Annotated in this window: 22 protein-coding genes and 1 tRNA gene; 9 read left to right on the forward strand and 14 right to left on the reverse strand. The window is 67.7% G+C overall.

What is annotated here, in order from left to right:
• Window positions 1-4: 4 nt before the first annotated feature.
• Window positions 5-595, reverse strand: coding sequence for a hypothetical protein (locus U9979_RS03840; protein ID WP_322778300.1), 591 nt, complete (start codon window positions 593-595; stop codon window positions 5-7).
• A gap of 196 nt (window positions 596-791) precedes the next feature.
• Here U9979_RS03840 and U9979_RS03845 point away from each other — a divergent pair, with 196 nt between their 5' ends.
• Window positions 792-1,202 carry a hypothetical protein gene (locus U9979_RS03845; protein ID WP_322778301.1) on the forward strand — a complete coding sequence of 137 codons (411 nt, stop codon included), beginning with the start codon at window positions 792-794 and terminating at the stop codon, window positions 1,200-1,202.
• Between the two features lie 55 nt (window positions 1,203-1,257).
• Here the strand turns inward: U9979_RS03845 and U9979_RS03850 are convergent, their stop codons facing one another.
• Window positions 1,258-2,031 (reverse strand): SigE family RNA polymerase sigma factor, encoded by a 774-nt coding sequence (locus U9979_RS03850; protein WP_322778302.1) that lies wholly within the window; start codon window positions 2,029-2,031, stop codon window positions 1,258-1,260.
• Window positions 2,032-2,645: 614 nt separating this feature from the next.
• Window positions 2,646-3,626 (reverse strand): S1C family serine protease, encoded by a 981-nt coding sequence (locus U9979_RS03855; protein ID WP_322778303.1) that lies wholly within the window; start codon window positions 3,624-3,626, stop codon window positions 2,646-2,648.
• Between the two features lie 178 nt (window positions 3,627-3,804).
• On the opposite strand from U9979_RS03855, the gene U9979_RS03860 reads away from it, so the two are divergent.
• The 3 genes from U9979_RS03860 to U9979_RS03870 all read left to right on the forward strand — a co-directional run bounded on the left by U9979_RS03860 (window position 3,805) and on the right by U9979_RS03870 (window position 6,275).
• Complete coding sequence (locus U9979_RS03860) at window positions 3,805-4,551, forward strand: DUF1778 domain-containing protein (protein ID WP_322778304.1); 747 nt, start codon at window positions 3,805-3,807, stop codon at window positions 4,549-4,551.
• A 55-nt stretch (window positions 4,552-4,606) separates the two neighbouring features.
• Window positions 4,607-5,620: an NAD(P)H-quinone oxidoreductase gene (locus tag U9979_RS03865; RefSeq protein ID WP_322778305.1), complete on the forward strand. Its 1,014-nt coding sequence runs from the start codon at window positions 4,607-4,609 to the stop codon at window positions 5,618-5,620.
• An 85-nt stretch (window positions 5,621-5,705) separates the two neighbouring features.
• Window positions 5,706-6,275: a bacterial proteasome activator family protein gene (locus U9979_RS03870; protein ID WP_322747746.1), complete on the forward strand. Its 570-nt coding sequence runs from the start codon at window positions 5,706-5,708 to the stop codon at window positions 6,273-6,275.
• A gap of 18 nt (window positions 6,276-6,293) precedes the next feature.
• On the opposite strand, the gene U9979_RS03875 is transcribed toward U9979_RS03870, so the two are convergent.
• The 3 genes from U9979_RS03875 to U9979_RS03885 form a co-directional block, all read right to left on the reverse strand.
• The gene (locus U9979_RS03875; RefSeq protein WP_322778311.1) at window positions 6,294-7,799 is read right to left on the reverse strand and encodes a metallopeptidase TldD-related protein; all 1,506 of its coding nucleotides are present in this window, start codon (window positions 7,797-7,799) and stop codon (window positions 6,294-6,296) included.
• Window positions 7,800-7,804: 5 nt separating this feature from the next.
• Entirely contained in the window at window positions 7,805-9,418 is a 1,614-nt protein-coding gene (locus U9979_RS03880) for a TldD/PmbA family protein (protein WP_322778306.1), read from the reverse strand.
• A 76-nt stretch (window positions 9,419-9,494) separates the two neighbouring features.
• A complete protein-coding gene (locus U9979_RS03885; RefSeq protein WP_322747743.1) occupies window positions 9,495-10,289 on the reverse strand; it encodes a Cof-type HAD-IIB family hydrolase in 795 nt (264 codons plus the stop codon).
• Between the two features lie 270 nt (window positions 10,290-10,559).
• Between U9979_RS03885 and U9979_RS03890 the strand changes: the two genes are divergently transcribed.
• The 3 genes from U9979_RS03890 to glsA all read left to right on the forward strand — a co-directional run bounded on the left by U9979_RS03890 (window position 10,560) and on the right by glsA (window position 13,696).
• Window positions 10,560-10,823 (forward strand): phosphoribosyl-ATP diphosphatase, encoded by a 264-nt coding sequence (locus U9979_RS03890; protein ID WP_322747742.1) that lies wholly within the window; start codon window positions 10,560-10,562, stop codon window positions 10,821-10,823.
• 51 nt (window positions 10,824-10,874) lie between these two features.
• The gene (gene hisG / locus U9979_RS03895) at window positions 10,875-11,720 is read left to right on the forward strand and encodes an ATP phosphoribosyltransferase (RefSeq protein WP_322747741.1); all 846 of its coding nucleotides are present in this window, start codon (window positions 10,875-10,877) and stop codon (window positions 11,718-11,720) included.
• 92 nt (window positions 11,721-11,812) lie between these two features.
• Entirely contained in the window at window positions 11,813-13,696 is a 1,884-nt protein-coding gene (glsA, locus tag U9979_RS03900) for a glutaminase A (protein ID WP_322778307.1), read from the forward strand.
• Window positions 13,697-13,702: 6 nt separating this feature from the next.
• Here glsA and folE read toward each other — a convergent pair whose 3' ends face one another.
• The 5 genes from folE to dacB all read right to left on the reverse strand — a co-directional run bounded on the left by folE (window position 13,703) and on the right by dacB (window position 21,445).
• Complete coding sequence (gene folE / locus U9979_RS03905; RefSeq protein WP_416210122.1) at window positions 13,703-14,371, reverse strand: GTP cyclohydrolase I FolE; 669 nt, start codon at window positions 14,369-14,371, stop codon at window positions 13,703-13,705.
• Window positions 14,372-14,457: 86 nt separating this feature from the next.
• A complete protein-coding gene (gene ftsH / locus U9979_RS03910; RefSeq protein ID WP_322766523.1) occupies window positions 14,458-16,626 on the reverse strand; it encodes an ATP-dependent zinc metalloprotease FtsH in 2,169 nt (722 codons plus the stop codon).
• Between the two features lie 313 nt (window positions 16,627-16,939).
• Window positions 16,940-18,715 (reverse strand): hypoxanthine phosphoribosyltransferase, encoded by a 1,776-nt coding sequence (gene hpt / locus U9979_RS03915; protein WP_322778312.1) that lies wholly within the window; start codon window positions 18,713-18,715, stop codon window positions 16,940-16,942.
• A 121-nt stretch (window positions 18,716-18,836) separates the two neighbouring features.
• Window positions 18,837-19,982 (reverse strand): zinc-dependent metalloprotease, encoded by a 1,146-nt coding sequence (locus U9979_RS03920; RefSeq protein WP_322778308.1) that lies wholly within the window; start codon window positions 19,980-19,982, stop codon window positions 18,837-18,839.
• Between the two features lie 77 nt (window positions 19,983-20,059).
• Window positions 20,060-21,445, reverse strand: coding sequence for a D-alanyl-D-alanine carboxypeptidase/D-alanyl-D-alanine-endopeptidase (dacB, locus tag U9979_RS03925; protein WP_322778309.1), 1,386 nt, complete (start codon window positions 21,443-21,445; stop codon window positions 20,060-20,062).
• A gap of 261 nt (window positions 21,446-21,706) precedes the next feature.
• Between dacB and U9979_RS03930 the strand changes: the two genes are divergently transcribed.
• A complete protein-coding gene (locus U9979_RS03930; protein WP_416210464.1) occupies window positions 21,707-22,288 on the forward strand; it encodes an inorganic diphosphatase in 582 nt (193 codons plus the stop codon).
• A 1,020-nt stretch (window positions 22,289-23,308) separates the two neighbouring features.
• Here U9979_RS03930 and U9979_RS03935 read toward each other — a convergent pair.
• Window positions 23,309-23,380: transfer RNA gene (locus tag U9979_RS03935), tRNA-Thr, on the reverse strand.
• 297 nt (window positions 23,381-23,677) lie between these two features.
• On the opposite strand from U9979_RS03935, the gene U9979_RS03940 reads away from it, so the two are divergent.
• A complete protein-coding gene (locus tag U9979_RS03940; RefSeq protein WP_322747734.1) occupies window positions 23,678-24,403 on the forward strand; it encodes a response regulator transcription factor in 726 nt (241 codons plus the stop codon).
• A 131-nt stretch (window positions 24,404-24,534) separates the two neighbouring features.
• Here U9979_RS03940 and U9979_RS03945 read toward each other — a convergent pair whose 3' ends face one another.
• Entirely contained in the window at window positions 24,535-25,629 is a 1,095-nt protein-coding gene (locus U9979_RS03945; protein ID WP_322778310.1) for a regulatory iron-sulfur-containing complex subunit RicT, read from the reverse strand.
• 188 nt (window positions 25,630-25,817) lie between these two features.
• A complete protein-coding gene (locus U9979_RS03950; RefSeq protein ID WP_322747732.1) occupies window positions 25,818-26,570 on the reverse strand; it encodes a metallophosphoesterase family protein in 753 nt (250 codons plus the stop codon).
• Between the last annotated feature and the right edge of the window lie 220 nt (window positions 26,571-26,790).

Consider the following 26,790-nt stretch of genomic DNA (forward strand, 5'->3'; position numbering starts at 1 on the left):
AGTTCTAACTGCCGAGCAGTATCGCGGCGGCGAGCGAGATCTGTCCGGCCGAGACTGCCGCTGGTTGCCGGGGCGAGGTGCCGCCGCTGCCGCCGCGCTGGAAACCCTGAGCAGGCTGGCCGGACCCGGACCCGGACCCGGACCCGGACCCGTCCGCCGTTGACACCATGACCGTCATACTGTGTGGGCCGGCGATTCCTCGGAAGTTGATCCGCACGATCGCGTCGGTCCACCGGCCCGGTTGGGGTGGCGCCAGCGACATGGCGGGACCGGCTTGTCCGTCCAGGTCGGTTCGGATCATGCCGCGTACCCCGATGGTGCCCAGATAGAGGTCCAGATGGCCGTCCACGCCGGACGTCAGCGAGATGGTCAGCCTGATTTCACCGGAAGCCGGTACGGCTAGACGATCGATGTAGTCCTTACCGGTCGCCTGCGGGCTGCCTCCGCTCCAGTCGAAACGGCCGGTCATGCCGGTCACCGCTGTCGGGGTGGCCCCGACGATGCCGAGCTGGCCGATGGCGGGGTTGCTGAAGGCGGCACGCGCTCGTTCGCGGACGCTGCCATCAGCGCCAGGTCCGTAGAGTACCCAGTCCATGACATTCGGCAGGGGAAGAACAACCCGTTGTGTTGGAATTGTTACTAGAGTAAGTTGAATCGGTGGTATTGCGCTGGTTGATGCCGATATACCGGTCCGCGGGGTCGTGACTGTCGGTGTGGTTGTGGCGGATGGTGTTGATGGCGGGGCGGTCTGTTGCTGCCCGCCCGGTAGTGAAGGCTTGGGGGACGGCGGCGTGGTTGGGGGGTGGGGCGAGGCCGAGGTTGGCGGAACTGATGCCGCCACAGCTGTGATGGCCCGGCGTTCGTCCTGCAGCGTGATCGCCCGCACGCCGATCACGGTGATCGCGGCAAGGCTCAGCACGCCGGTGGCCATGCCAACGGCGATCACTGCTGGACGCTGGCGGGGCACCCACCCCCAGCGGTCCGGCCTCGACCGTAGGCCGGTTGGTGGCCAGGAGTCGTCGCCGCGTCGCATGCCGCCGTGGCGATCGCGGCTGCCAGCGTCTGACGAGAGCGTTGCGCCAGCTGTGCCGGCAGTGCCAGCTGTGCCGGCCATGCGCCTGCGGATCCTGGCGCTGTCCGGCTCATGGGTGAACGCCTCGTCGGCCAGCGCGGCCGGCAGCCATGATGCAGCGTCCGCCTGAGCGCGGCCGGCGCGGCGGCGACCAGGACCACGATCGCGTCTGCGGCGGGCGGCTGTCACGTGGCCTCTCCTCCCCGCAGTCGGGCCGGTGGGTCAGCCTCCCGCCGCGGGCGCGGTAGTCCCTTGCGTGCGCCTGATTTCTTCCTTGATTGTGCCGAAGGCGCTGCTGCAGGTGGGGACGGCGTCAACCGCTCGGTGTCGCGTACGCTTGTCTCCAGGAGTCGTTCAAGCTCGCCCGCGCCTTTGGACGTCTGGCTCTTGACCGTGCCGATGGATATGCCCAGTGTGCGAGCGGTCTCGTACTCTGACAGATCGAAGGCGTAACGGAGCACCACGCATTCCCGCTTGCGGGTCGGAAGTGACATCAGCGCAGCCCGGACGTCGACGACGGCTGGCACGTCGGTGTCAGCGCAGTGGGTCTCGGCCATGGTGCCGAGCATGCCCAGGCCACGCCGCTCACGCATGATCCGCCGCAGCCGGCTGGTTGCCATGTTCGCGACCGTACGGCGCATGTACGCCAACGGGTTGTCAACCTGACGCACTCTGCCCCAGTGCCGCCAGGCGGCGGTGAAGGCGTCGGCCGTGATGTCATCGGCGGCGTCGTGGTCGCTTGTCAGCAGGTAGGCGAGCCGTGCGAGCTGGCGATGATACTGCTCGAAGAAGGCGTGGAACTCCGATTCTGGACGCGGACTGTCCGGGGAGCCGGCCTCCTCGGCATCCGGATACGCTGTGCCGCCGGTGCTGGTCGTCGGTGGTGGCGTCACGGACAGTCGAGTCGCCGTTGGTGGGCTGGCGGATGTGCCGCCATCGGTGTAGTCGTCCCGTTCCAACCGGCGTGCTCCCGTAGCTCGTCCGATGGCCGACGCATTCCCAACGATCTGGCAGGAATCAGCCGATCATCGAGGTGCAGTCCCGCAGGCAATGTAGTCGAAGTATGTCCGACCGCCAGAGTGAGGTCTCTGCCTGGTTGGCATAATTCGGTCATCCGATGGTAAGATCGGGTCTTACGGGATGTTGTACGCAACTGCCGACGTCACGGGCCTGTTCGGCGTACGCAGCGGGCGGTCTTATGATCAGTACTGGATCTTTGCGACGATGTTTCCGGTCTCCGTTGGTCCGGGTATCCCCGCCCCTATGGTTGCGTCGCGCGTCAGAGTGCCTGGCAACAGGGGATGCAGATCAAGGATCGGGGCCGGGGTGCGTGCATGGCCGGACGCGCTAGGTGGTCGGCGCCGGCTGGCCGTTCGTCCGCACCAACCCAGCACGCCGCCTCCGCTTGATCCGGACGTTCCCGTTCCGGACGACCCGGGTCCGCTGCTTCCGGATACTCCGGACCTCCCTCCCGCGCCGCGCGAACCATCGCCCTATACCGAGCCCGCCCCGGCCGAGCCCGAACCCGAACCGGCCTGTCTTCCCCCGGATGACGCCTTCGGCTCCCGTCCCGTCAGCGGCTGGCCGCGGCGATGATCTGCTCTGCGACCTGGCGGGCCTGGTTGGCGGTGATGGCGAAGCCAACGCCGATGTTGCCGGACTCGGACTGTTGCCGGCCAGGAGAGGCGCTCGTCCCACTGCTCGTCGTGGCGATGGACGAGGTGATGCCGATCAGTTCACCGGCCGAGTTGACCAGCGCGCCGCCTGAGTTGCCCGGGTTGAGCGCGGCATCGGTCTGGATCGCCTGGTATCTCACGGCGCCGCCCGTGCCGGCGGTGCCTGCGCTGATGTCGACCTGACGACCGAGGGCCGAGACCACGCCGGCGGTGACGGTCTCGGACAACCCGAGCGGACTTCCCACCGCAACAACCTGATCGCCTACCCGTACGTCCGTGGAGTCGGCGAACGTCGTGGGCGTCAGTCCGGTTGCGTTGATCTTTATGACGGCGAGGTCGGCGGTGGTGTTCTGCCCGATGAGCGTTGCGGCGTACCGGGTACCGTCCTGCATGCGGACGTTGATCGTACCGCCACTCGCGATCACGTGGTTGTTCGTGAGGATGTAGCCGTCGGCACGGATCACCACCCCGGATCCGACCGCCGATACCTGGCGGCCGACGACCTCGAGCGTGACCACACTGGGTTCGATTTTCATGGCGGCGGCGGCGACAGTGTTCGGTGCGCTGGCCTCGACCGCTGATCCTGATGTCGCTGCGGCGGCGCTGACCGCCGGGGGCTGGTCGGCGATGGTCGTGACGGCGGCGCCCACCGCGGCGCCGGCGCTCGCCGTTGCCAGGCTCAGCGCCATCAGGCTCAGGGCCAGGCGGCGGCGTGCAGACGATGCCGGCTTCTCGCGCCCAACCGGCGTGTCCACCGGCGTGTCCACCGGGAGCGCGGACGGTGGTGAGGGTGAGAGGGGTGAGCGCAACGGTGGTCGCGTGCGGGCCGGGGGCGCAAGCGTCGAAACCGAGCTGTCGCGTAGCCAGGTGGCATCCATGGTGTCACGATCCCGCCGCGATCTGAGTCATTCGTGAAGCCCGACCGATGAACGCGTGAGAACGTGCTTGGAGTGCCCGGTGACAGGGGTGCGGCGACCCACGGTTCATTACCGTGGGTATAGTATATAAGTTCTTTGAGTAATGTCATGGGATGTTGGAGGTTCACGGATGTCGATGGTGAACATCGATCCTGTCGGTACCGGCGAAGACGGGCAGGCATGGCGCCTGTTGGCCGCGGCCAGTGACGCGGCGGGAATTCCGATCACCGACTTCGTGATCGCTCACGCCACCAGAGCGGCGACCGACCTTCTGGCCGACCGTCGACTCTTCTGTCTCTCGGCCGAACAGGAGGCTGACGTCAGGGCGCTGGTGGCCGAACCCGCGCGCATGCCGGCGGGGCTTGAAAGCCTTCTTGCAACGGCCGGGCCGGGGGCCGGTGCGCACGGGCACGGGTACAGCGGCATTGAGACGTTGGCTACCTACCATTCCCGCTCGGGGTTCGACTGCGGATCCTTGCCGACCACGACCTGGTTGCGGGAGCAGGCCCTCATTGCCGCCCAGAGCGGGCGTAACCGGGTCCGGGTCATCCGGCGGGGGTCCGGAGACGACGTTGCCGGTTACTATGCGCTATCGAGCGGAAGCTTTGCGGGTGACGGAGGGGAGACACCGGTACTGATCATTTCCAGGGTCGGGGTCGACCTCGCGGATCGTCATCGCGGCGTCGGCCGGGCGCTCGTGGCCGACGCCCTGGCGCAGGTCGCGTACGCCGCGGGGCCGGCCCGCACGCCGATCCTCATCATCAATGTCGAGGATGCCTCGGCTCGCGAGTGGTGCCGGAACCTGGGGATCTTCTCCGACTGGCCGTCGGATCCCTACCGTCTGCTGCTACGTGTCTGCGATCTACGTCTGGCGTTTCCAGCATAGGCTGGTGCCAGCCCTGCCGTTACGCTGACGGCTGCCGTGCGGATACCGTGGCGCTGTGCATGCGGTGACAGTGACGTCGTCGGGCGGTCCTGAGGTCATGTCCTGGGCCGCGGTGGCCGATCTACCTTTCCCGGGCCCGGGTGAGGTGGCCATTGATGTGGTCGCCTCCGCGGTCAACCGGGCAGACCTGCTGCAACGACAGGGTTTCTATCCGCCTCCGCCGGGCGCTTCGCCGGTGCTCGGGCTGGAGTGCTCCGGCCTGGTCACGGCGGTCGGCGACGGTGTGACGGCGTGGCAGGTCGGCGACGAGGTCTGTGCGCTGCTGTCCGGCGGCGGGTACGCGACCAGGGTCAACGTGCCCGCTACCCAGGTGCTTGCGGCACCGGCGGGTGTGTCGCTGGTCGAGGCCGCCGGGCTGCCCGAGGTCGCCGCCACCGTCCACTCGACGGTGTTCGGGCTGGCCGGGCTGAGCGACGGCGAGGTCTTCCTCGTGCACGGCGGCGCATCGGGGATCGGTACGTTCGCGATCCAGGCGGTGCGGGCGCTTCGACCGTCGGTGACGATCGTCACCACCGCGGGCAGCTCGGCGAAGCTGGCGCGGGTCCGCGAACTCGGAGCAGATCTTGCCATCTCCTACCGGGACGACGACTTCGTCGCCCGTGTGAAGGAGGCCACCGACGGTCGCGGAGCGGACGTCATTCTCGACAACATGGGTGGTTCCTATCTGGCGCGCAACGTTGACGCGCTGGCCGTCGAGGGGCGGATCGTCGTGATCGGACTCCAGGGCGGACGAAAGGGCGAACTGAACCTCGGGACGCTGTTGGCGAAGCGGGGCGGCGTACACGCGGTGTCCTTGCGTGGCCGGCCGGACGCGCAGAAGGCGGCGATCGTGGCCGCTGTTCGTGAGCAGTTCTGGCCGGCGGTCGAGGCCGGCACGATCCGGCCGGTCGTCGATCGGGTGGTCCCGATCGAGCGGGTCGCCGACGCGCATCGGCATGTCGAGGACCTCGGGCATGTGGGTAAGGTCCTACTTGCTGTGAATCTTGATTACAGTGAGTCCTTGAAGTGAGGCAAAATGTCGCCGAAGGTGATCGGATCAGGACCGCATCCATCCTGCCCGCATGCCTTTCGGCGCGACCAGGCAGGATGGACCCATGGCAGATCAACCGGACCCGCGGGTCGTGATCGTCGGACCGGACGGTGCTGTGGATACCGATACCTCGGGTGCTCGCCCGCGGATCGTGCCCGGCGCCATCGGCAGCGGCATTGATGCGTCCCACGTCACCGACGGCGAAGGCGACCAGTCGAACACGCTCATGGAGATGGTCTCCCAGCCGGACAAGGTGATGCGGATCGGCGCAATGATCAAACAGTTGTTGGAGGAGGTACGGGCGGCGCCGCTGGACGAGGCGAGCCGGCTCCGCCTTCGGGAGATCCATCGTAATTCGATCAGAGAGCTCTCCGACGGGCTGGCCCCTGAGCTTCAGAGCGAGCTGGGCCGTCTTACCCTTCCCTTCGACGAGACGCAGACCCCGAGCGACGCCGAGCTCCGGATCGCCCAGGCGCAGCTCGTCGGCTGGCTCGAGGGGCTCTTCCACGGCATCCAGACTGCGCTGTTCGCCCAGCAGATGGCCGCGCGGGCCCAGCTGGAGGAGATGCGGCGGCGGGCCCTGCCAAGCGGTTCCCAGTCCGGTGAGCAGTTCGGTCGCGGCGCCTATCTGTAGTTTGCGCGCCGGGCCGGGTCAGCTGGCGGGACTGACCGAGCTCATGTTGAAGTCGGGGACGCGCACCGCCGGCATCCGCGCGAGCGTGAACCAGTCCGCCCACTCGCGTGGAAGCGTCCGGACCGTTGCCCCGACCTCGGTGAGCCGTCCCAGCAGGTCCACCGGACTCTCGTTGAAACGGAAGTTGTTCACCGCACCGACGACCTCGCCGTCCTCGATCAGGTAGACGCCGTCACGGGTGAGCCCGGTGAGCAGGAGGATCTGCGGGTCGACTTCACGGATGTACCACAGGCAGGTCAGCAGCAGCCCGCGAGAAGTATTCGCGATCATCTCTTCCAGGGATGCGGTCCCGCCGCCGTCGAGGGTCAGGTTGTCGACGAACGGGGTCACCGCAACTGCTCCGGGGCTTGGGGCCTGCGGGCGCGCGATCGCACGATCGTCGCCCGCCCGTTGGCCCTCCAGGGCGCCACCACGAGCCGACGCACGGGTCTGGACCAGCGCGGCCAGCTTGCCATCCATGATCCAGTCGGTGCGTCGCAGCGGCAGTCCGTTGTCGAACACGCTGGATGTCGCCGACGAGGACGCCGCGATCACGAACGGGGTCGCGGAAAGCTCCGGGTCGAACGGGTCGCTGAACAGGTGCAGGCCGGGCGGGCCGAGCGTCTCACCGATTCTGCTGCCCCCGCCGGCCCGGCTGAAGACGGTGCGTCCCTCGGCGGCGTCGCGGCCGGCGGCCGACCAGTAGGCGTAGGTGAGCAGGTCCGCGACGGCGGACGGCGGCAGCAACGTCTCGTAGCGGCCGGCCGGCAGTTCCACCGAGCGCGTGGCCCAGGCCAGACGCCGGCGCAGGAGCGCGTCGGTGTCCGGCACGGACACGTCGGTGAAGTCGTGCGTGGACTGGCCATGCCACACCGAGCCGCCGGGCGTGGCGCTCTTGGCGTTCCATTCCACGGAGCCCGTCGGCTGGCTGTGCCGTAGCCGGAGCCCCGCGGAGGTGCCGAGCCAGGTGGTGGTCAGTTCATGCTGGGCGAAACCGAACAGGCGCCGCCCGTCGGCCCGCGCCGCCTCGAAGGCGTCGCCGAGATCGCGGGCGAATGCGGCGAACACGCTGGTGCTGGTGCGTTGCGCGGGGTCCGCGAAGGTTGTCTGCGCTACTGCGTGCGCGGCCGCTACCGCTGTCCCGCCGCCTGGGTGCGCCATGGTGACCTCGGTGTAGCCGTCGGCGTCGGGACCGAGCAGCTCGGCGTAGTCGTCGGCGTTTCCGGCCTCGCGGGCGTCGGCCTCGGACAGCCGCAACAGCTTCGCCAGGTCGTCGCGGTCGGAGACACTGCTCGCGGAGCGGACCCCGAACGCGCGGCCCACCACGCTGATCACGGTGACGGACCGGTCCCGGGCCGCGCCGTTGGTGGTCAGGGTGTTGTTGGCCCACCGGAGGTTCACTGTGCTCGACTCGCCGGCGATCACCACGGCGCCGTCGGCCCGTGACGATGCCAGCGCCATCTCGACGATTTCGTGGGACTGCATCGCGCTCACCGGCCCGCCTCTCGCTGGGTGTTGAGAATGTTCACGCCCCGCAACAGCACGGACGGACAACCGTGGCTCACCGGGGCAACCTGGCTGGGCTGGCCCTTGCCGCAGTTGAACGCACCGCCCAGGACGTAGGTCGCCTCGCCGCCCACGGCCTCCAGCGACCCCCAGAAATCGGTGGTGGTCGCCTGGTATGCGACGTCGCGCAGCTGCCCGACGAGCTGGCCGCCGCGGATCTCGTAGAACCGCTGGCCGGTGAACTGGAAGTTGTACCGCTGCATGTCGATCGACCAGCTCTTGTCACCGACGACGTAGATTCCGCGTTCCACCCGGGAGATCAGTTCTTCGGTGGCCGGCCCGCCTGGGGCAGGCTGGAGTGACACGTTGGCCATCCGCTGGATCGGCACGTGTCCGGGGGAGTCCGCGAACGCGCAGCCGTTGGAACTCCGCACGCCGAGTGCGACGGCGTTCTGCGCGGCCATCCTGCGGTCGAGCTGGTAGCCGACCAGAGTTCCGGCGCGGACGATGTCCCACTGCCCGGCTTGCACGCCCTCGTCGTCGTAGCCGATCGTCGCCAGGCCGTGCGGGGCGGTGCGGTCGCCGGTGACGTGCATGGCGGGGGAGCCATAGCACAGTGACCTGATCCTGTCCAGGGTTGCGAACGACGTGCCCGCGTAGGCGGCTTCGTAACCCAGCGCGCGGTCGAGTTCGGTGGCATGGCCGACCGACTCGTGGATGGTCAACCACAGGTTGGACGGATCGATCACCAGGTCATAGCGGCCCGGCTCCACCGAGGATGCCTGTGCCTTCTCCGCCAGCAGAGATGGGATGAGCGCGATCTCGCCGTCCCAGTCCCAGCAGCCCGCGGCCGGACCCGCCACCAGCCACTCCCAGCCGCGGCCGACCGGGGGCGCGATCGTACGCATGGTCTCGAAGCCGCCGGCGGCGCGCTCGACCCGGGTCGCCTCGAGCTGGCAGATCACCCTGACCCGCTGCTGGGTGGTGGTCGTCCCGGCCAGGTCCGCGTAGAACTTGTTCTCCATCACCTGCCCGAGCGTGCCGTCGACATGGTCGACATCCCTGGCGGTCATCAGCGTGCGGCACAGCCCGCCAACCCGTTCGATCTTCTCGGCGGTCTCGATCGTGAACGGGTCGACCGCGTAGGCCGACACCCACACCGCGTCGGTGTAGACGGGTTCATCGGCCAGCTCCACCGGTTCGCTGTTGAGCGGCCGTGCCACCTGCGCGAGCTCGACGGCCTGCCTGGTCACCCGGACGGCCTCGTCGACTGTGAGGTCGACGCCGGCGGCGAATCCCCACGTCCCGTCGTGAACGACCCGGACGGCGAAACCGACCGACAGGCCGTCGCCGCGGCTCTCCAGGCCGCCGTCGCGGAACGACAGCGACGCGTCGCGGGTCCGTTCGATGCGGATGTCGGCATGGGTCGCCCCACAGTCGCGGGCGGTCTGCAGTGCGGCGTCCGCGAGCGCCGCGTGGGGCAGCGTCAGGAACTCGGGGTCGATGTCATGGGACCGCGTGTCGGGCGCGGCCGGACCGCCGTGCCCGGTGCGGCCGACGCCGGCGCCCCCCGCCGAGGTGGTGGCAGATGTGGCCATGACCTCATCCTGACCCCTGGAGAAACGATCTGCTCCAAAGGGCGGCCGGCGGGCGCTCCAGCGCCCTCCGGACGGGTCAGGGGAAGAGGCGCTCGATGACGTGTGCCACGCCGTCGGCGTCGTTCGAGGCGGTGATCTCGTCAGCTGCCGCGAGGACCTCCGGGTGTGCGTTGGCGACCGCGACGGCGTGCCCGGCCCAGGCGAACATCGGCAGATCGTTCGGCATGTCACCGAATGCGATCGTGTGTTGCGCGGATATGTCGTACTGCGCGGCGATCTCCGCCAGGGCGACTCCCTTGGAGATACCCGCTCCGGCGATTTCGACGAGATCGTGACTCGATGTGGTGACCACTGCGGCCGAGCCGGCGATCCGCGCGATCGCGACATAGGCGTCGGCCAGGGTGATCCCGCGTAGTTCCCGCCGGACCAGTAGTTTTGTCGCCGGCATCGCCAGCAGAAGTTCGGTGATGTGACCGACGCATTCGTGTGGATCGGGCCACATCGTGACGAAGGTCGGTTCCCGCCCGAAACGGGTACCGCTTTCCACCGCAAAGGCGGCATCGGGCACGAGAGCCCGGATTTCAGCGGTCAGCCACAGGGCCGTGGTGGTGTCCAGAGCGCGATGCGTGACTGTCGAATTGTTGTCCAGGTCGTAGACGAGCGCGCCGTTGGCGCAGATCGCCAGGCCGGACGCGCCGGTCTGGGCCACGATCTCGGCCATCACCCGCGTGGGCCGGCCGGTGACGAACACCACGAGCGCGCCGGCAGCCTCGACCCGGCGCAGCGCGGCCCGGGTGCGAGCGGAGACCGAGCCATCCGATCGGATCAGCGTTCCGTCGAGGTCGGTGGCGACGAGCGAGGGACGGAACACAATCGTTCAGTAAACCGCATGAGAGCGCTCGGCGGTACGTCGGCCGCACTCCGCTGCGTCGCCGGTGGTGTCTGCCGCGGTGTCCCGTCCACTCGCGGCGGCGGTGCGTTACCATGCGCATGGTCCGTGCCGATGTGCTTCATGCCGATGTCTTTGCGGCCGGCCGGACGGGGTCTCCTGGGTGCTGGAGCCTCCGGACGGCGAACAGATCCTCCCAGCGGCCAGGGTGATCATTTTTGCGACCGGTGGGAAGGATGGATTTCGGTAACGATGAAAACGTACGATGAACTGTATCTGGAGCTCGCCGAAAAATGGCGCGAACGGACCGCAGGATCCGGTAGCGTCGACGCTCTCGAAAAAGGGATTCACCATATCGGGAAGAAACTCCTCGAAGAGGCCGCCGAAACCTGGATGGCGGCCGAGTACGAGGGGCCGCAGCGGGTCGCGGAGGAGTTGTCGCAGCTGTTGTACTGGAGTCAGTTGGTGATGATTTCCGCGGGTCTCGCCCCCGAGGACGTATACTCGAAGCTGTGACGGTCGATGTTCTGTGTGTATCCGGTGCCAAACTGTGACACGGGGGCTATGATGCTTCGACTCGCGGTGCCCAACAAAGGTGCACTCGCCACGGCATCCAGTCAGTTGCTCGTCGACGCCGGCTACCGGGCGCATCGGGAATCGGCGGAACTGGTCATCGCCGACACCGAGAACGATATCGAGTTCTTCTTCCTCCGGCCTCGCGACATCGCCGTCTATGTCGGGGCGGGTCACCTTGACATCGGCATCACCGGCCGTGACCTCCTTATCGACAGTGGTGTCGCCGCTGACGAACTGCTGCCGCTCGGGTTCGGGTTCTCCACCTTTCGCTATGCCGCGCCGCTTGGCGCGTTGGACGGCATTGCGGGCCTGGCCGGGACGCGCATAGCAACGTCGTTCCCCGGCCTGGTCGCGGCCGACCTGGCCGAGCGCGGCATTGATGCCCGCATCGTGAAACTTGACGGCGCGGTGGAGACGGCCGTCCGGCTCGGAGTGGCCGATGTCGTCGCGGACGTGGTGGAGACCGGGCGCACGTTGCGTGCTCACGGCCTAGCCCTGGTGGGTGAGCCGGTGTTGCGTTCCGAGGCCGTTGTCATCGTGAAGAAGGGGCTGGAGCTCGTGCCCGCCCACGAGCGCCTGCTGCGTCGCATTCAGGGGGTCCTGGTCGCTCGGCGTTATGCGATCATGGACTACGACGTTCCCAATTCAGTACTGGAAAAGGCGTGCGAGATTACCCCGGGTTACGAGTCGCCGACGATTTCACCGTTGCAGCGTGAGGATTGGGTGGCCGTGCGCGCCATGGTGCTCCACGCCGAGGTGAACCGGGTGATGGATGATCTGTGGGAGATCGGCGCCCGGGGCATCATGGTCTCCTCGATCCGGGCCTGCCGCCTGTAGTAGCACGCCGGTGGTTTCAGCGACCAGCCGCATCCCGAAAGTGCGAAGAGTATCTTGTGCCAGGTGGGTTGGAAGGGAGACGGGGGCGGAGAGTGAACGAGGCTCCTGCGCCGCACTCTAAGCATGTCCCCGCATCGGTCGGTGCGGGGACGCCATCGGGCGGGCCGATCGAACGACTACTCGGCGAACTGCACGGTGGGTTTCGCGACAATCGCGACGGAGCGGTTGCCACCTATATCCCACAGCTTGCGCACGCCGACCCGAATGCCTTCGGGATCGCCATGACAACAATGGACGGCCACAGCTACAGTGTGGGCGACAGCATGGTGCCGTTCACGATCCAGTCGGTTTCCAAGCCGTTCGTCTATGCCCTCGCTCTGCATGATCGTGGTTTTGACGACGTCATCCGCAGGGTCGGGGTCGAGCCTACCGGCGACGCCTTCAACGCCATCACGCTTGAAGCCGGTACCGGCCGGCCGTTGAACCCGATGGTCAACGCGGGAGCGATCCTCACCGCGAGTCTGATCGACGGACGGGATCCGGCCGAGCGTTTCGAGCGAATTCGTCAGGGGTTGTCGGCGTTCGCCGGCCGCGAGCTCGACGTGGACGAACAGGTCTTCGCGTCCGAGCAGGCCACCGGTGACCGTAACCGCGCCATCGCCTACCTGATGCGTAACGCCGGAGCATTGCAGGGATCGGTTGATGAGATCTGTTCCATCTACTTCCGGCAGTGCGCCGTTCTCGTCACCGGTACCGACCTGGCCGTCATGGCGGCGACACTCGCGCTCGGCGGCGTCAACCCACTGACGAAGCAGCGGGTCGTGTCCGAGGCGGACGTGGGCAGCGTTCTCGCGGTCATGGGTACCTGCGGTATGTACGACCACGCTGGTGAGTGGTTGTTGCGGGTCGGGCTGCCGGCCAAGAGCGGCGTCGCAGGGGGGATCTGCGCGGTTCTGCCGGGCCAGCTGGGTGTCGGCCTCTATAGTCCTCTCCTGGATCACAAGGGCAACAGCGTCCGTGGGGTTCTCGCCTGTCGAGAGATGTCCGAGCGTTTCGCCTTGCACCTGCTGCGCCCGGGGGGTCAGCCGGCGCATCCGGTCCGCTTCACCTACCGCGGGGACACGGTCAGCTCCAAGCGGGTCCGGCCGGAACGGGACAGGGAGGTTCTTGCGCGGTCGGGTGCGGCGTTCGTCGTGTATGAGCTTCAGGGCGATCTTGCGTTCGCGAGCGCGGAGCGGCTGCTACGGACAGTGGTTGATCACCTTGACGGCATCTCGTGGATCGTATTCGACCTGCGGCGGGTCGCAGCTATCGACGAACCGGCTGCCTGCCTGCTCCGGGTGTTGTTGGCCGATCTCGCGGATCGGAAGGTCACGACGCTGTTCGTCGACCCGCGGGCGCTCCCGGCCGTCGCCGGGCTGATGCGCTCGGACTGGTCCACCGAGCGACTTCCTGATCTTGAGATCGCGCTCGAGTGGTGTGAGGAAGCCCTGCTGATGCGGGCGAACCTCACCACGCTCCCACCGACCGTCCGGGTCCCGTTCGCCGGGCAGGAGCTGCTTGCCGAGTTGGCACGCGACGAGGTCGCGGTCGTCCGATCGCTCACCAGGAGCCAGTCCTATGAGCGTGGGGAAGTGATCTTCGATGCGGGCGACCCGGCCGATGCCATCTACTTCGTGACCCGCGGTCTGGTCAACGCCGAGGTTCAAGCGGGAAAGGCAGTGCGGTGGCTCCGCCTCAACACCGTGCCGGCCGGGGCCGCCTTCGGCGAGCTGGCACTTGTCGACGGCGGGTTGCGCTCCACCCGCATCACGGTGGCGGAGCCGACCGAGTGCGAGGTGCTCTCCCTTGCCGCGTTCGAAGAACTGCGCCGGAGCAACCCGCGCACCTGCGACGCGATCTACCGGGCGATCGCACGGAGCCTGTCGGCCCGGCTTCGGCGGGCCACCCGGGAGATCCAGTCGATGCAGGACTGACCGTCGTCAGCGGTGACTGAGGATCAGCGACATTCCCTCGCTGCGGGTCGCGGTGCTCAGGAACTGCCCGCGCACGGCTGAGGTGACCGTACGGGCGCCGGGCTTGCGGACTCCCCGCATGGACATGCACAGATGTTCGGCCTCGACGACGACCATGACCCCACGAGGTGACAGCGCCCGCTCCAGCGCGTTGGCGATCTGGGTGGTGAGCCGTTCCTGCACCTGCGGGCGGCGCGAGTACAGGTCGACGAGTCTCGCCAGTTTCGACAGCCCGGTGATCTGCCCGGCTTCGTTCGGGATGTAGGCGACATGCGCCTTGCCTGCGAACGCGACCAGATGATGTTCGCACAACGACGTGAAGTCGATGTCGCGAACCAGCACCATCTCTTCATGACCTTCGTCGAAGACGGTGGTGAGCACCTCGGACGGGTCCCGGCCGAGGCCCTCCACCGCTTCCTGATAGGCCCGCGCGACCCGCTCCGGGGTCTTGCGCAGGCCTTCCCGATCCGGGTCCTCCCCGATGCCGATCAGAAGCTCACGCACAGCGCGAGCCACCCGGTCGTGGTCGAAGGGACGGACCGCCCGAGGCCCCAGATCAGGCCGTTGCCGCTCGGGCGGACCGTCACTGCCGGCAACACCCTTACCGTCGCCGGGGGCGACGCCGTCGGCGCCGATCCCGGCGACATCCCCTGGAACATCCCCTGGAACGTCGGCAGGAGCCGAAGACGTGTACCCGGTGGGTGCGAGACCGTAATCGGTCGTCAACGGCGTCCCCTGTCGTCGTCGTTCGGCAGCGTCGGCGGTGCCCAAGGGTTGGACATCTTCGGTGCGGCCGACGTCGGCTCCGCAGGTGCCGATCCGCCGCCCGCGTTCTGCTCCGTCGCCGTGGCGTGGTCATCGGAGGAAACCTGACCGGATCCGGACCCATTCCCGGTGGCCGCCGGCACGCTGCTGCCGTTGCCGTGTGCGGCACCATTGGTCCGGCCGCCCTGACCGATGGTGGCGTTGGGTACCAGATCCGTGACATCGCCGGGCTTGGCCAGCCCCAGCTCGGCCGGGGTCATCACCGGCGGCTGGTCGGACGGCAGGCGCTTGCCCACCCCCGTGTACGAGCCGCGGCTGGGCCGCTTCTGGACTGTCGCGAAGATCTCCAGAACCGCGTCCTTGCCGAGCGTTTCGGCATCCATGAGTCGCAGAACAAGGTTGTCCAGTACGTCCCGGTACTGAACGAGGATCTCCCACGCCTCGTCGTGCGCCGACTCGATCAGACGGCGAACCTCCGCGTCGATCTCCGCGGCAACCTGCTCGGAATAGTCGCGCTGGTGGCCCATGTCGCGCCCGAGGAACACCTCGTTGCTCTCACCGCCGAACTTCAGCGCTCCGAGCGTGTCACTCATGCCGAACTGGGTGACCATGGCTCGGGCGACCTTCGTCGCCTTCTCGATGTCGTCGCTGGCACCTGTGGTCGGCTCGTGGAAGACGAGTTCCTCGGCGGTCCGCCCGCCCAGGAACATCGCGAGCTCGTCCAACATCTCCGATCGGGTACGCAGGTAACGATCCTCGAGCGGTAGCTGCATGGTGTAACCGAGCGCCCGGCCGCGGGGCAGAATCGTGACCTTGTGGACGGGGTCGCTGTTGGGCAGGGCGTGTCCGACGAGGGCGTGCCCACCTTCGTGGTAGGCGATCCGCTTCTTCTCCTTGTCGCTTATGACCCGGTTCTTGCGTTCCGGCCCGGCCATCACCCGGTCGATCGACTCTTCCAACAGGGCCGAGGAGATGAACTTCTGGTCGGACCGGGCCGTGAGCAGCGCAGCCTCGTTGAGCACATTCGCCAGGTCTGCGCCGGTGAACCCCGGCGTACGCCGCGCGATGGTCAGCATGTCGATGTCGGGCTCCATCGGCTTGCCCTTGGCGTGGACCTTCAGAATCGCCTCGCGGCCGAGCAGGTCGGGGCGATCGACGACGATCTGGCGGTCGAACCGTCCCGGGCGTAGCAGCGCCGGGTCCAGGATGTCGGGCCGGTTCGTGGCCGCAATGAGAATGACGCCGCCCTTGACGTCGAACCCGTCCATCTCGACCAGGAGCTGGTTGAGGGTCTGCTCGCGTTCATCGTGGCCACCGCCGAGACCGGCGCCACGGTGGCGACCCACCGCGTCGATCTCATCCACAAAGATGATCGCTGGTGCGTTGGCCTTGGCCTGCTCGAACAGGTCCCGTACCCGGCTTGCGCCGACACCGACGAACATCTCGACGAAGTCCGAGCCGGAGATCGAGTAGAACGGCACGCCGGCCTCACCCGCGACCGCGCGGGCCAAGAGCGTCTTGCCGGTTCCAGGCGGTCCGTACAGCAGTACCCCTTTGGGGATCTTGGCGCCCATCGCCTGGAACTTGCCCGGGTTCTCCAGGAACTCCTTTATCTCCTGGAGTTCCTCGATCGCCTCGTCGGCACCCGCGACATCGACGAAGGTCGTCTTCGGTGTGTCCTTGCTGACCAGCTTGGCCTTGGACTTGCCGAAGTTCATGACCCGGTTGCCGCCGCCCTGCATCTGGTTCATGAAGAAGAACAGCAGCAGCACGACCAGCAGCACTGGTAGGAGGTTCAGCAGCAACGACACGAAGATGTTGCCCTGATCGACCTTGACCTCGTAGGCGACCCCCTTCTCGTGGAGCTTGTCGGCGAGATCGGTCGCCTGGCGGCTGACATAGGACGACTCGTACTTTCCGTCCTTTGTCTTGATCTGGATGCGCTGCTTGGAGTCCTGGATTGTGGCGCTGACGACCTGACCCGATTCGATCTTTTGCTGGATGGAGTTCAGGTCACTCTTGGTGTACTCGCTTGAACCCGACAACACCCCGGTCATGAGAATGATCACGAACAGGGCCAGGAGCCCGAGAGGCACCCAGCCGCGGAAGATTCTTCTTGGAGTCATCTGCCTGGAGCGCTGGACACGCGCGCTCCACCCTCCTGACGTGTGTACTGCCCTCGTTCGGGATTCCCTTGTGCCGAGGGTACCGCCGGTACCCGCGCCTTACCGCGCGTACATCCGAGCAACGGGCAAGGGAAGCGTCCTGTTCCACCTCGGTGCCCCGAATGGGTGGTTCGTCGAACAGGTTCGTAGCCGTCAGAGCACGTGGTGATCAGTGGGGTCCCCCGATGTGCAGTGTTCTGGATCTTCTCGGTTGGCTGGAGGTGCCCAGCCGACGCTGGAAAACCGGCGGCACCGGTCCATCCGCCGGACGCTCTCATCGGGCGCCGCGGTCGATCGCATCCTGGGTCAGCGTTCCGACATATGGCAGGGTGCGGTAACGCTCGGCGTAGTCGAGACCGTAGCCGACGACGAAGGCGCTCGGTATGTCGAAGCCGACATACTGTACGTCGATGTCGACGGCCAGTGCCGCCGGCTTGCGTAGCAGCGCGAGCACCTCTAGCGATGCCGGGCTGCGCGACCGCAGGTAGCGCAGCAGCCACGACAGGGTCAGGCCCGAGTCGATGATGTCCTCGACGACCAGGACGTCCTTGCCCTCGATGGGGCGGTCCAGGTCCTTGAGGATGCGCACGACGCCTGAGGACGACGTCGCCGAGCCGTACGACGAGACGGCCATGAACTCCATGGTCAGTGGCACAGTCAGTAGCCGGGACAGGTCCGCCATCACCATCACCGCGCCCTTGAGGACACCGACGAGCAGCACCTCGCGACCGGCGTAGTCGGCATCGACCAGCGCCGCCAGCTCCCTGATCCTGGTGGCGATCTCGTTGGTGCTGACAAGGACCTCGGCGATGTCGGGATGCGGGCTGGCCCGCGGCCGGTCCTCCGCCCCGGCGCCGGCTGACCCGGTCCGGTCGGACCCGGTCCGGTCGGGCACCGTGTGCGCAGTGCTCACCTGAGCCTCCCTGGTGTTTCCACGCGGCTCGCCACCGTCGGCGGCGGGCGTGGAGGTGTCTGGCCGGGTCCCCGACCCGGGTGTCACGGGCGCGGGTCGAGGGTATCCATCGCACCGGCCGGAGGCCTCGAATCCGCAGGTCGCGAACCCCGGAGGCCGCGCTACCGAGATCCTGCCATCGGCGCGCGTCGCGATGACACCCGAGGGCAGCGGGACCGGCTTCTGTCCGCGCCATCTCGTCACCAGCTCGTCCATGGCCCGGATGTGATCGGCTCGCAGCCCGGTCGGTGCGCTTCCGAGCGTACGTGCCGCCCGCCGCATCACCCGGCCCCGAAGCGCGGTGCTGAGCCCCGCGAGGCCGGCGAGGTCCAGGTCGATGCGGACGGCTGCGCCGGCCGGCCCGGCAGGGTGGGCCAGTTGGTCGTAGACAACCGCCGCATCGGCGTCGAGCGCCTCATTGTCCGCCCGCAACAGGTCGGCGGTGCGGGCGAGGGCCTCGGCGATACCCGGGCCGAGGGTGTCCTCCAGAACAGGCAGGACCCGGTGGCGGACCCGGGCCCGCGCGAACGCCTCGTCAGCGTTGGTCGGGTCATCCCACGGGGTGAGCCCGTCGGCGAGGCAGGCGTTTCGGGCCACCGACCTGCGGATGTCCAGCAGCGGGCGCCGGAACAGGCCGTCGCTGCGCGGCATGCCCGCCAGCGTGCGTGCGCCGGAGCCGCGGGCGAGTCGCAGCAGCACCGTCTCGGCCTGGTCGTCGAGGGTATGGCCGAGCAGCACGGCGCTCGCGCCCAGGCGCTCGGCGGTGCAGGTCAGAACGGACCTGCGGGCGTCGCGGGCGGCTCCCTCCGAACGCGGTGAGCGCGCCGGCAGGATTTCGACGGGGTCGAGGCCGAGCTCCCGTCCCTGCGCGGCCACTGTGTCCGCCTGGGCGGCGGAACCCTCATACCAACCGTGGTCGACGGTGAGCAGCCCGCCGCGCAGCGCCCGGCGCGGTGCCAGGAACGCGAGCGCGGCGGCCAGCGCCAGTGAGTCCGGACCGCCCGAGCAGGCCGCGAGCACCAGGCTGCCCGGGGGGAGGTCGGCAATCGAGCGGCGGAGCGCGACCCGGACCTCGGCCGCGGCCCTGCGGTGGGCCATGGCGGCTACTCCCGCATGGCGTTCAGGCACAGGCACAGGCACCGGTTCAGGCACAGACACAGGCACAGACGGCGGGACGGTCGTGCTGCCCGGGGCAGGCACACACTATTCCGATCACGCACTATGCCGATATCGACGGGCGCGAGCCCAGGACACGTTGCATCCAGGCGCCTGGATCGACCAGCTCCGACCGGGTCGGCAACGTCTCGGGAGATTCCCAGACCAGGTTGAACGCGTCGACCCCCGCCTCGGCAACGACAGCCCGGACAAAGGCGCCACCTTGGCGGTACTGCAGCAGCTTGAGGTCCAGTCCGAGCAGGCGGCGGACAAAGCGGTCGATCGGTGAACCACCACCGCGACGGTTGTCGAAGCGTGACCGGATCTCGGCGACGGTCGGGACGACCTTGGGGCCGACCGCGTCCATGACCTGGTCGGCGTGCCCCTCCAACAGGGTCATCAGTGCCTGCAGTCGATCCAGGACCTGGCGTTGGGCGGGCGTCTGCAGGGCCTCGACGATGCTCGGCGCGTTCGGCCCACGGTCGAGCACGGCGCCGCGCAGCGCGGAGACGGCCGATCGCACCCGTTCGGCGAGGACGTCCGCGTCGAGGTCGGTCGCCTCGATGAAGGAGGTGATCTCGTGCTCCAGATGCGTCCGCAGCCACGGGACGGCGGTGAACTGGATGCGATGGGTCTGTTCATGCAGGCAGACCCACAACCGGAAGTCGTGCGGGTTGACGGCCAGCGCCTGTTCGGCATGGGCGATGTTCGGTGCGACCAGGCTGAGTCGCCCTGGGCGTCCCGGATGTCCCGCCGCGCCGGTTTCACCGGGTGTCCCGGGTGTCCCGGGTGTTCCGGGTGCATCGGTTTCATCGGGGGGGAGGAAGACCTCGTACTGGCCGAGAACCTTGCCTGCGAGGTAGGCCAGCGCGGTGCCGAGCTGTACCCCGGTGACCCGGCGGCCAACAGCCGTGGACAGCTTGCCTCGATCGCGGTCCGCGAGCTTGTCGAGCAGCGGTTCGCTCACCACCCGAAGGCCGGCGACATTCGACCGGACCCATTCCGGCCGGTCCACCACGACGATCGGTGTCGGCGGACCAGCCGGTTCCAGCCTGGTGTATGCCTGGACATGGCCTTCCGCCTCGACGGCCAGCCGTCGCAGCTCCGCAACCACCGTGTCCGCTTCGGAGCGGGCCACGGGCGGGCCAGGTCGGACAAGCCGCCGCGCTGTCGTTACCGCGAGGTCCCAGTCGACTAGCTCGGCGTCCACATCCGCCAGCCTATGTCCCTCCCCCCCACGATGACAGGCATTGTCGCCCGCGCGTGCCTGTCATCGGTGGGTTGCACTCAGCATCCGCAGGACTCGAGCGCGACGGCCACCTGGTCGAGGGCGGCACGGGTGGCCCCGGCCTCCTCCACGGGGGCGAAGAAGCCGAACAACAGCAGCCGGCCGTCGCTGTCCACAACCTGGCCGACGAGGCTTGTCACGATCCGCAGGCTGCCGGTCTTCGCCCGCACGTCGCCGGCACCGGCTCGGGTGTCGGCCGAGTCGTAGCGGTCGTTCAGCGTCCCGGAGAACCCGGCCACCGGGAGCCCTGTGATCAGTGTTCGCAGCGCTGGGTGCCCGGGCAGGACGGCCGTCCGCAACAGTGCCACGAGGGTGGCCGGGGCAATCCGGTTGGATGTTGACAGACCGCTCGTGTCCGCAAGGTAGGTTCCGGCCGTCGGCACGCCCAGTTCCCGCAGCACGTCGAGTACCGCACTGGTGGCGCCGGCGAACGAAGCCGGCAGGCCGCGGGCGTGGGCCACCAGCCGGCCGAGGCTCTCGGCGAGGTCGTTGTCGGAGTAGGTGAGCATTCGCTCGACCAGCACCGGGATCGGCGGACTCTGGACGGCGGCAAGCTGCCGTGCGCCAGGTTGGGCGGCGCCGGCGGCTGGCAGGGCGCCGATTTCGGTCGAGTTGACCTGCACTCCGCAGCGGCGCAGCGCCGCCGCGAACGCGTTGGCAGCGGCCATCGCCGGCGTGGTTGTGCGCGGGCCGGTCGCGCCCGCAGCGCCGCGACCGCCGTCCACCTCGAGCGCGGAGACCGGTGTGACGTTGCCGTCGGTCACATAGCTGTCGCGCCAGCCCTCACCAGTGGGCGGTCCGGTGAACAGTGTCTGGTCTGCGACCACCCGGTCGACCTGGGTGACGCCGGTCCCACGTACCTGTGTGGCGAGGTCCGACAGGCGTGCGAAGGACGGGTAGCCGGTGGGCCCGGCGGCTGCGGTCAGGGTCGGATCGCCCGCACCCACCAGCCACAGGGTCCCGCCGCCGACAACGGTGGTGGCAGCACCATCCGCGGTGGCGGGTGGACTGTAGAAGGCCCGGGTCGTAAGGGTTTCCCGTGGGCCGAACGTGGTCAGCGCGGCCGCGGCCACCACGGTCTTCAAGGTGGACGCCGGTGCTGTCGGCAGGTCGGACCGGCGGTCCAGCAGCAGGGCCCCGGTCAGCGCGTCCACCACCAGCCCCGCCGGGTTGCCCAACGCGGGGTTCGCCAGCGGACCGGCGAGCCGGGCGCCCAGCGTGGCGGGGTCGGCGGCCCGCGCTGCCGGATCCAGTGCCGCGAAGGGGACTGCCGCCGGTCGGGAGTCGGTGTGGGCGACGCCCGGTCGTTGCGGCGGAGCGACGGAGAGCTGGCCGGCAAGCAGAGCCCCGGTGATGGCAGTCAGCCCGCCGACCCGACTCCGCATCCCAGGGGACACCTGCGAGAGACTACGTCGGGTGAATCCGAGTCGCATCACCTGCACGGGGAATATCCCGGACAGACTCCGCAGCCGATCGAGGTCGGGAGACTTCACCGCGGGGCCACCCCGTCCGTCGGCGCCAGGTAAGCGGCGGATGGCTGATTTTACATGATCGGGTCGCGGCGGTCCTGGGCGGCGGTCGTAGCCGCAGATACTGGTAACAAGTACAGAACACGCGGGCGCTCCGGACGGGACGCGCCCACCAACATGACAGGGGACGGTGTGGACCTCGAGTTCGATGTGACCATCGAGATCCCGAAGGGGCAACGCAACAAGTACGAGATGGATCACCACACCGGGCGTATCCGGCTCGACCGGATGCTGTTCACGTCCACTCATTATCCCTCGGACTACGGGTTTATCGAGGGTACGCTGGGCCGGGATGGTGATCCTCTGGACGCGCTCGTCCTGCTGGAGGAGCCGACGTTCCCGGGCTGCCTGGTGCGATGCCGCACGATCGGCATGTTCCAGATGAGCGACGAGAAAGGCCCGGACGACAAGGTGCTGTGTGTGCCGGTCGCGGACGTCCGCCAGGAGCACCTGCGTGACATCAGGCACCTTCCCGAGTTCGACCGGCTGGAGATCCAGCACTTCTTCGAGGTCTACAAGGACCTTGAGCCGGGCAAGTCGGTCGAAGGTGCGTCCTGGGTCGGCCGGACCGAGGCGGAGCGGGAGATCCTCGCCTCGGTCCTGCGCGAGAAGGAATCGGCCACCCCGACGGATGAGCAGCACGACGAGGACACACCCGAGGTCGCGGAAGATCCCGCGCCGCAGGTGAAGTCTGCGTGAGGTACGCCTGACGCGGTCGTGACGCACCGGTGGGAGCCGCTGATCGCGGTCGTGGTGAGGGATCTTCACTGATTCACCACCACGACCGCGCTCAGTAACCACTATCCCCACACGCTGAGCGCTTGCCATGTCACGCCTGTTAGATGGGATCATGCTGGAGGGCTCTGTCAGCAGGCAGACGACCACATGGCGAAGCACTCTGGACCTCCACCGACGTGTCCACGGTGTGGCGGCAGGGGCACGGTGGTGGTGACCGGCGACGGCACAGCTCAAGGCCGCTTTTACGGGGGGCGGCTTTCATGCGTCTCCGTAGTCAGCATGAAGACACGGGCGGAATCAAGCGGCGGGTTCAAACGGTCGTAGCGACGCTCCGATACTAACGGGAAACTATGCTACTGGACATTCTGGTACGCGACCGCACCGACCCGAATGAGGTCAAACTGGCGGCGTCCGGTCAGACCATCCCGAGTCTGGCGGAGGCTCACCTTCGGGACCGTAACCAGGCGCCCAGATCGTCTCGTAGTGCGGGCAGCGACCTACCGCCGTAGCGGGAAGTTCACCTTTTCCGCCCCCGCTACGTCTCGCGCGGGCGAGTGCCGCACCTTGCGCCCGCCGACACTGCTTGCATTGCACCCGGACCGCGGTCACCATCCGCTCCGGATCACGTGCGGGTCGGTCGGTCATCGGCGGGTCACCGTCCCCTCGCCGCCGCAGCGCGGGCAGGTCGTCGTACCGTGATCAACTGAGTGGGAGGCGGTGTAGTCCTTCCCGCCCCGCTTCGTGCCGCCGCTGCCGCTGCCCGACGAAGCTCAGCCCGGGGTTTGTGAAGGGATCTTCACCGGTGCTCACCGTGCCGCATGCGCCGCGCCATGCCATGCAGGAGCCGGACGGGCCGCCTCCCACTCGGCGCGTCGGAGCTGTGATCGCGTCCGTACCGTCGAAAGTTGATACCTGAGCGACCGATGCGCTACGAGGGTTGATCGCTTCTGGGCTGCAAGAACCCTGGTAAGACAGGGTCTGAGCCGGAGGCGGGGATTGAACCCGCGACCTATCGCTTACGAGGCGATTGCTCTGCCACTGAGCTACTCCGGCATGGTGCTGGCCTGCATCCTGAGTATGCCAGACCACGTCGGCTTCCCTGAGTCGGCGGTGGGCGATCATCGGTGTAGGACCGCCGGAGCCGATGAGCCGGCGACCCACCGGGTCCACGTTGTGGGGCCACCGAGATCTGGAAGATCGAATCGGGATGCTGATCCAGTGTGTTTCTGATGACTATTTATTGACGGCATGTAATCATTATGTTACAGAAATGTGTTGGAATCTCGAGGTCGGGCCTTGCCCACCACCCCGCTCGCAGCGGTTCCGGAGAGCGTGCGTAGGGTTTCGACCATGACCGGGGACGCAACTGCAACAGCGACGAGGGGGGCTTCTCTACTCATCGCGGAGGATGACGAAGCTTCTCGAGTTGCGCTTGCCCGCAGCCTTGAACGGTTCGGGTATCGAGTGCTGGAGGCGGCAGACGGAGAAGCCGCGCTCAAGCTTTTCCAGACCACTGAGGTCGATCTTGTTGTGCTTGACGTCGCGATGCCGCGCATGGACGGATTTGCCGTCCTGAGCCGGCTGCGGCAGACCAGTGAAGTACCTGTGATCATGCTGACAGGACGGGCCGAAGAGGTCGACCGTGTCGTCGGCCTGGAACTGGGCGCCGACGACTACGTGGTCAAGCCGTACTCGCTTCGGGAACTCGTCGCACGCGTGCGGGCACGGCTTCGCCGCCGTCCGGTGGAGCCGCCGCCGCAGCGCACCGGGGACGGGAACGACCCGCTGGTCTATGGCGATGTCTCCATAGACCTGCGTGCGCGTGAAGTCGCGGTCGCGGGTGAGCGTATTGATCTGACCGCGCGCGAGTACGAGCTGCTGGCCTTCCTGGCCAGTCACCCCCGCCGTGTCTTCAGCCGTGAGGAGCTGTTGGAGCAGGTCTGGGGCACGCGTTTCCAGGATCCGGCCACTGTGACCGAGCATGTTCGCCGGGTACGGACCAAGGTCGAGGGGCGGCCGCCGCAACGTCGGCTGGTCACCACCCTGCGCGGTATGGGATACCGCTTCGACCCCTGAGCCGTTCGCAGACGCGGGCCTGCTGGTGCGGCACCGGAAAATCATGATCACGATGCCGGTGGCCCGGTGGCCCGGCCTTGCGACGCCGAACCCCTACTGTCGGTCGTTCTTAGTCACGAAAGTATGTCTAGTCACGAAAGTATGTCGGGGTCGTGCTGGGGGTGGGTTGCTTGTCGGCGCAGGCGGCGTCGGGTCCGGGCGTTGTCCGGTGACGCAGCCGCGGGAACCGATGTCATGGGTTGCGTCCCGACGCTCGTGGCGATGCCGCCGTCTGCGCTGTGAACACGTGAGCTGACAGTGAGGGAACGGTGGGTAGCCGGGCTGTCCGCGGGAGAGCTGCCTGCCTCCGCATCGGCGGTACCGCCCGGCCCGGCCGTGGGGTCGGGCCGGGTGGTGGTGTCCGGCCCCGAGTGGGCCCCGTCGTACGCCTTGCGTGAACCGCAGACACTTGCCCGGCTGCACGCGGATCGTCCGCCGCCTGCGTCCAGCTTGACCATGACCTGGTCACGCGGTACATCGTGGGAAACGACCCGCCCATCGCCCTCAGGGGTACTCACCCGGGCACCCACGGCCGGGACCTCCGCCTTGAACTGCTCGTAGAGTGGGTGCTCGTACCGCAGACAGCACATCAGCCGGCCACAGGCGCCACTGATTTTCATGGGATTCAGCGGCAGATCCTGGTCCTTGGCCATTCGTATGGTGACCGGTTCGAAGTCCGTGAGGAACGTGGCGCAGCACAGGTCACGTCCGCAGGAGCCGATCCCGCCCTGGATGCGGGCGCTGTCCCGGGCGGAGAGCTGACGCAGGTCGATGCGGGCTCCCAGCGTTCGGGCGAGATCGCGTACGAGCGCTCGGAAATCGACTCGATGGTCGGCACTGAAGTAGATGGTGAAGATGCTGTCGGTCTGGATGTAGTCGACTCCGACGACTTTCATGGGTAGCTCGTGCTCACGGATCAATCGCTTTGCGGCAACCCGCGCCTCGGCCCGGCGGCGGCGGGAGACCGCGCGCCGTTCGATGTCGGCGGTCTGCGCCATCCCCACGAGAACCGGCAGTCCGCCGATGTCCTCGCTGACCCACTGCGGTGCCCACATGCATTCGGCAACCTCCGGCCCGGCATCGGTCGGGAAGAGGACCTTGTCGCCGATTTTCGGCGCATATTGCCCGGGATCGGCGTAGAAGAGCCGCCCACGCGGGGAAAAGGTCACGGCGCACATCATTGGCATGCCGTCCGCACCGCCCTCGACCTGTGCTGGTTGCCGACCGGGCCGTGCCGGGTCGCCGCGACGGGCCCCCGTCGTTTCATCAGACTACGCGGGGTAGGTACGACCAGGTGCGTGAACGGGTGACCCAGGTCGACCGATCGGCGCCGGATGGCGTCATCCCGAGGTCATCCCCGAGGTCGGCCACCGGGTCAGCGCAGCCGGACGATCTCGTCCCCAGCGGGATCGGCGGGCAACCGGTAGACCGCATAGGGAGCCGCGATCACCGGGGCGGCTACGTTGCGAACAGGCGTGCCACCCGGGGTGAACCCCCGTTCGCGACCGTAGTGGGCATGTCCGTGGACGGCGAGTGCGACGCGCACGGCGGATGAGTCAATGGCGGCGCCCAGATGATGGCTGCCGAGGAAGGGGAAAAGCTCGAGCGGTTCGCCGTCCAGCGTGTCCGGCACGGGGGCATAGTGGGTAAGCACGATTTGCCACTGGGTGTCAAGTTCTGCCAGTGCGGCGCGTAAGGTCTGCGCGCATTGTTCACCGTGGCGGGCGAAGGACTTCATCTCATCTTCGCCGAAACTTTCCGCGCTGCGGCTGGTGAAGCCGCCGGCGAAGCCTTTGGCGCCTGCGATACCGATAGTTGTCCCGTCGCTGGGCACGGTCACGGTAGATCCGTCGAGAACCGTCACCCCGGCCCGGGACAGCATCTCGGTGATGGTGGCCTGCCTGCCGTCGTGGTGGTCGTGGTTGCCGAGCACGGCGATCACGGGTAGGTCAAGGCCGCCGAACACCTCGCAGACGGCGGCAGCCTGGGCGAGTTCACCGCCCTCGGTCAGATCACCGGCGAGCAGGAACACGTCTGCCTCGTCCGCGGCCCGTTCGAACAGTGTTCGTAACCTGGGCCCGGCCCCGGCTTCGATGTGCAGGTCGCCTACTGCCGCGATCGTGACCATGTGAGCACCTTTCCGTGAGCGCCGCCCAGCGGTCAAGAGGGACACTACGACGCGACGGTGCGCGCTCACAGGTTCGCTCACCCGACGTTGGCGCGTCTGGAGGGTCAAAGGGCGTGCGACGTTCGTCAGATCGCATCCCCGGAGGCCGCAGGCTCCGGAGTGCTAACGGCTCGGAGGGACGGCCTGTCATGGTGAACGAGCAGGAGGCGGTGTTCGGTGA

The sequence above is a fragment of the Protofrankia sp. Cas4 genome, from assembly GCF_963555915.1.
Classification (GTDB): Bacteria; Actinomycetota; Actinomycetes; order Frankiales; family Frankiaceae; genus Protofrankia.

Bases quoted from the DNA above. Each gene is read 5' to 3' on its own strand.
- U9979_RS03880 (WP_322778306.1), bottom strand. From the start codon at position 9,418: ATGGCCACATCTGCCACCACCTCGGCGGGGGGCGCCGGCGTCGGCCGC.
- ftsH (WP_322766523.1), bottom strand. From the start codon at position 16,626: ATGACTCCAAGAAGAATCTTCCGCGGCTGGGTGCCTCTCGGGCTCCTG.
- dacB (WP_322778309.1), bottom strand. From the start codon at position 21,445: ATGCGGAGTCGGGTCGGCGGGCTGACTGCCATCACCGGGGCTCTGCTT.
- U9979_RS03890 (WP_322747742.1), top strand. From the start codon at position 10,560: ATGAAAACGTACGATGAACTGTATCTGGAGCTCGCCGAAAAATGGCGC.
- U9979_RS03855 (WP_322778303.1), bottom strand. From the start codon at position 3,626: ATGGATGCCACCTGGCTACGCGACAGCTCGGTTTCGACGCTTGCGCCC.
- U9979_RS03875 (WP_322778311.1), bottom strand. From the start codon at position 7,799: ATGCAGTCCCACGAAATCGTCGAGATGGCGCTGGCATCGTCACGGGCC.
- U9979_RS03940 (WP_322747734.1), top strand. From the start codon at position 23,678: ATGACCGGGGACGCAACTGCAACAGCGACGAGGGGGGCTTCTCTACTC.
- hpt (WP_322778312.1), bottom strand. From the start codon at position 18,715: ATGGCCCACCGCAGGGCCGCGGCCGAGGTCCGGGTCGCGCTCCGCCGC.
- U9979_RS03870 (WP_322747746.1), top strand. From the start codon at position 5,706: ATGGCAGATCAACCGGACCCGCGGGTCGTGATCGTCGGACCGGACGGT.
- hisG (WP_322747741.1), top strand. From the start codon at position 10,875: ATGCTTCGACTCGCGGTGCCCAACAAAGGTGCACTCGCCACGGCATCC.
- U9979_RS03840 (WP_322778300.1), bottom strand. From the start codon at position 595: ATGGACTGGGTACTCTACGGACCTGGCGCTGATGGCAGCGTCCGCGAA.
- U9979_RS03945 (WP_322778310.1), bottom strand. From the start codon at position 25,629: ATGCCAATGATGTGCGCCGTGACCTTTTCCCCGCGTGGGCGGCTCTTC.
- U9979_RS03930 (WP_416210464.1), top strand. From the start codon at position 21,707: ATGACAGGGGACGGTGTGGACCTCGAGTTCGATGTGACCATCGAGATC.
- U9979_RS03950 (WP_322747732.1), bottom strand. From the start codon at position 26,570: ATGGTCACGATCGCGGCAGTAGGCGACCTGCACATCGAAGCCGGGGCC.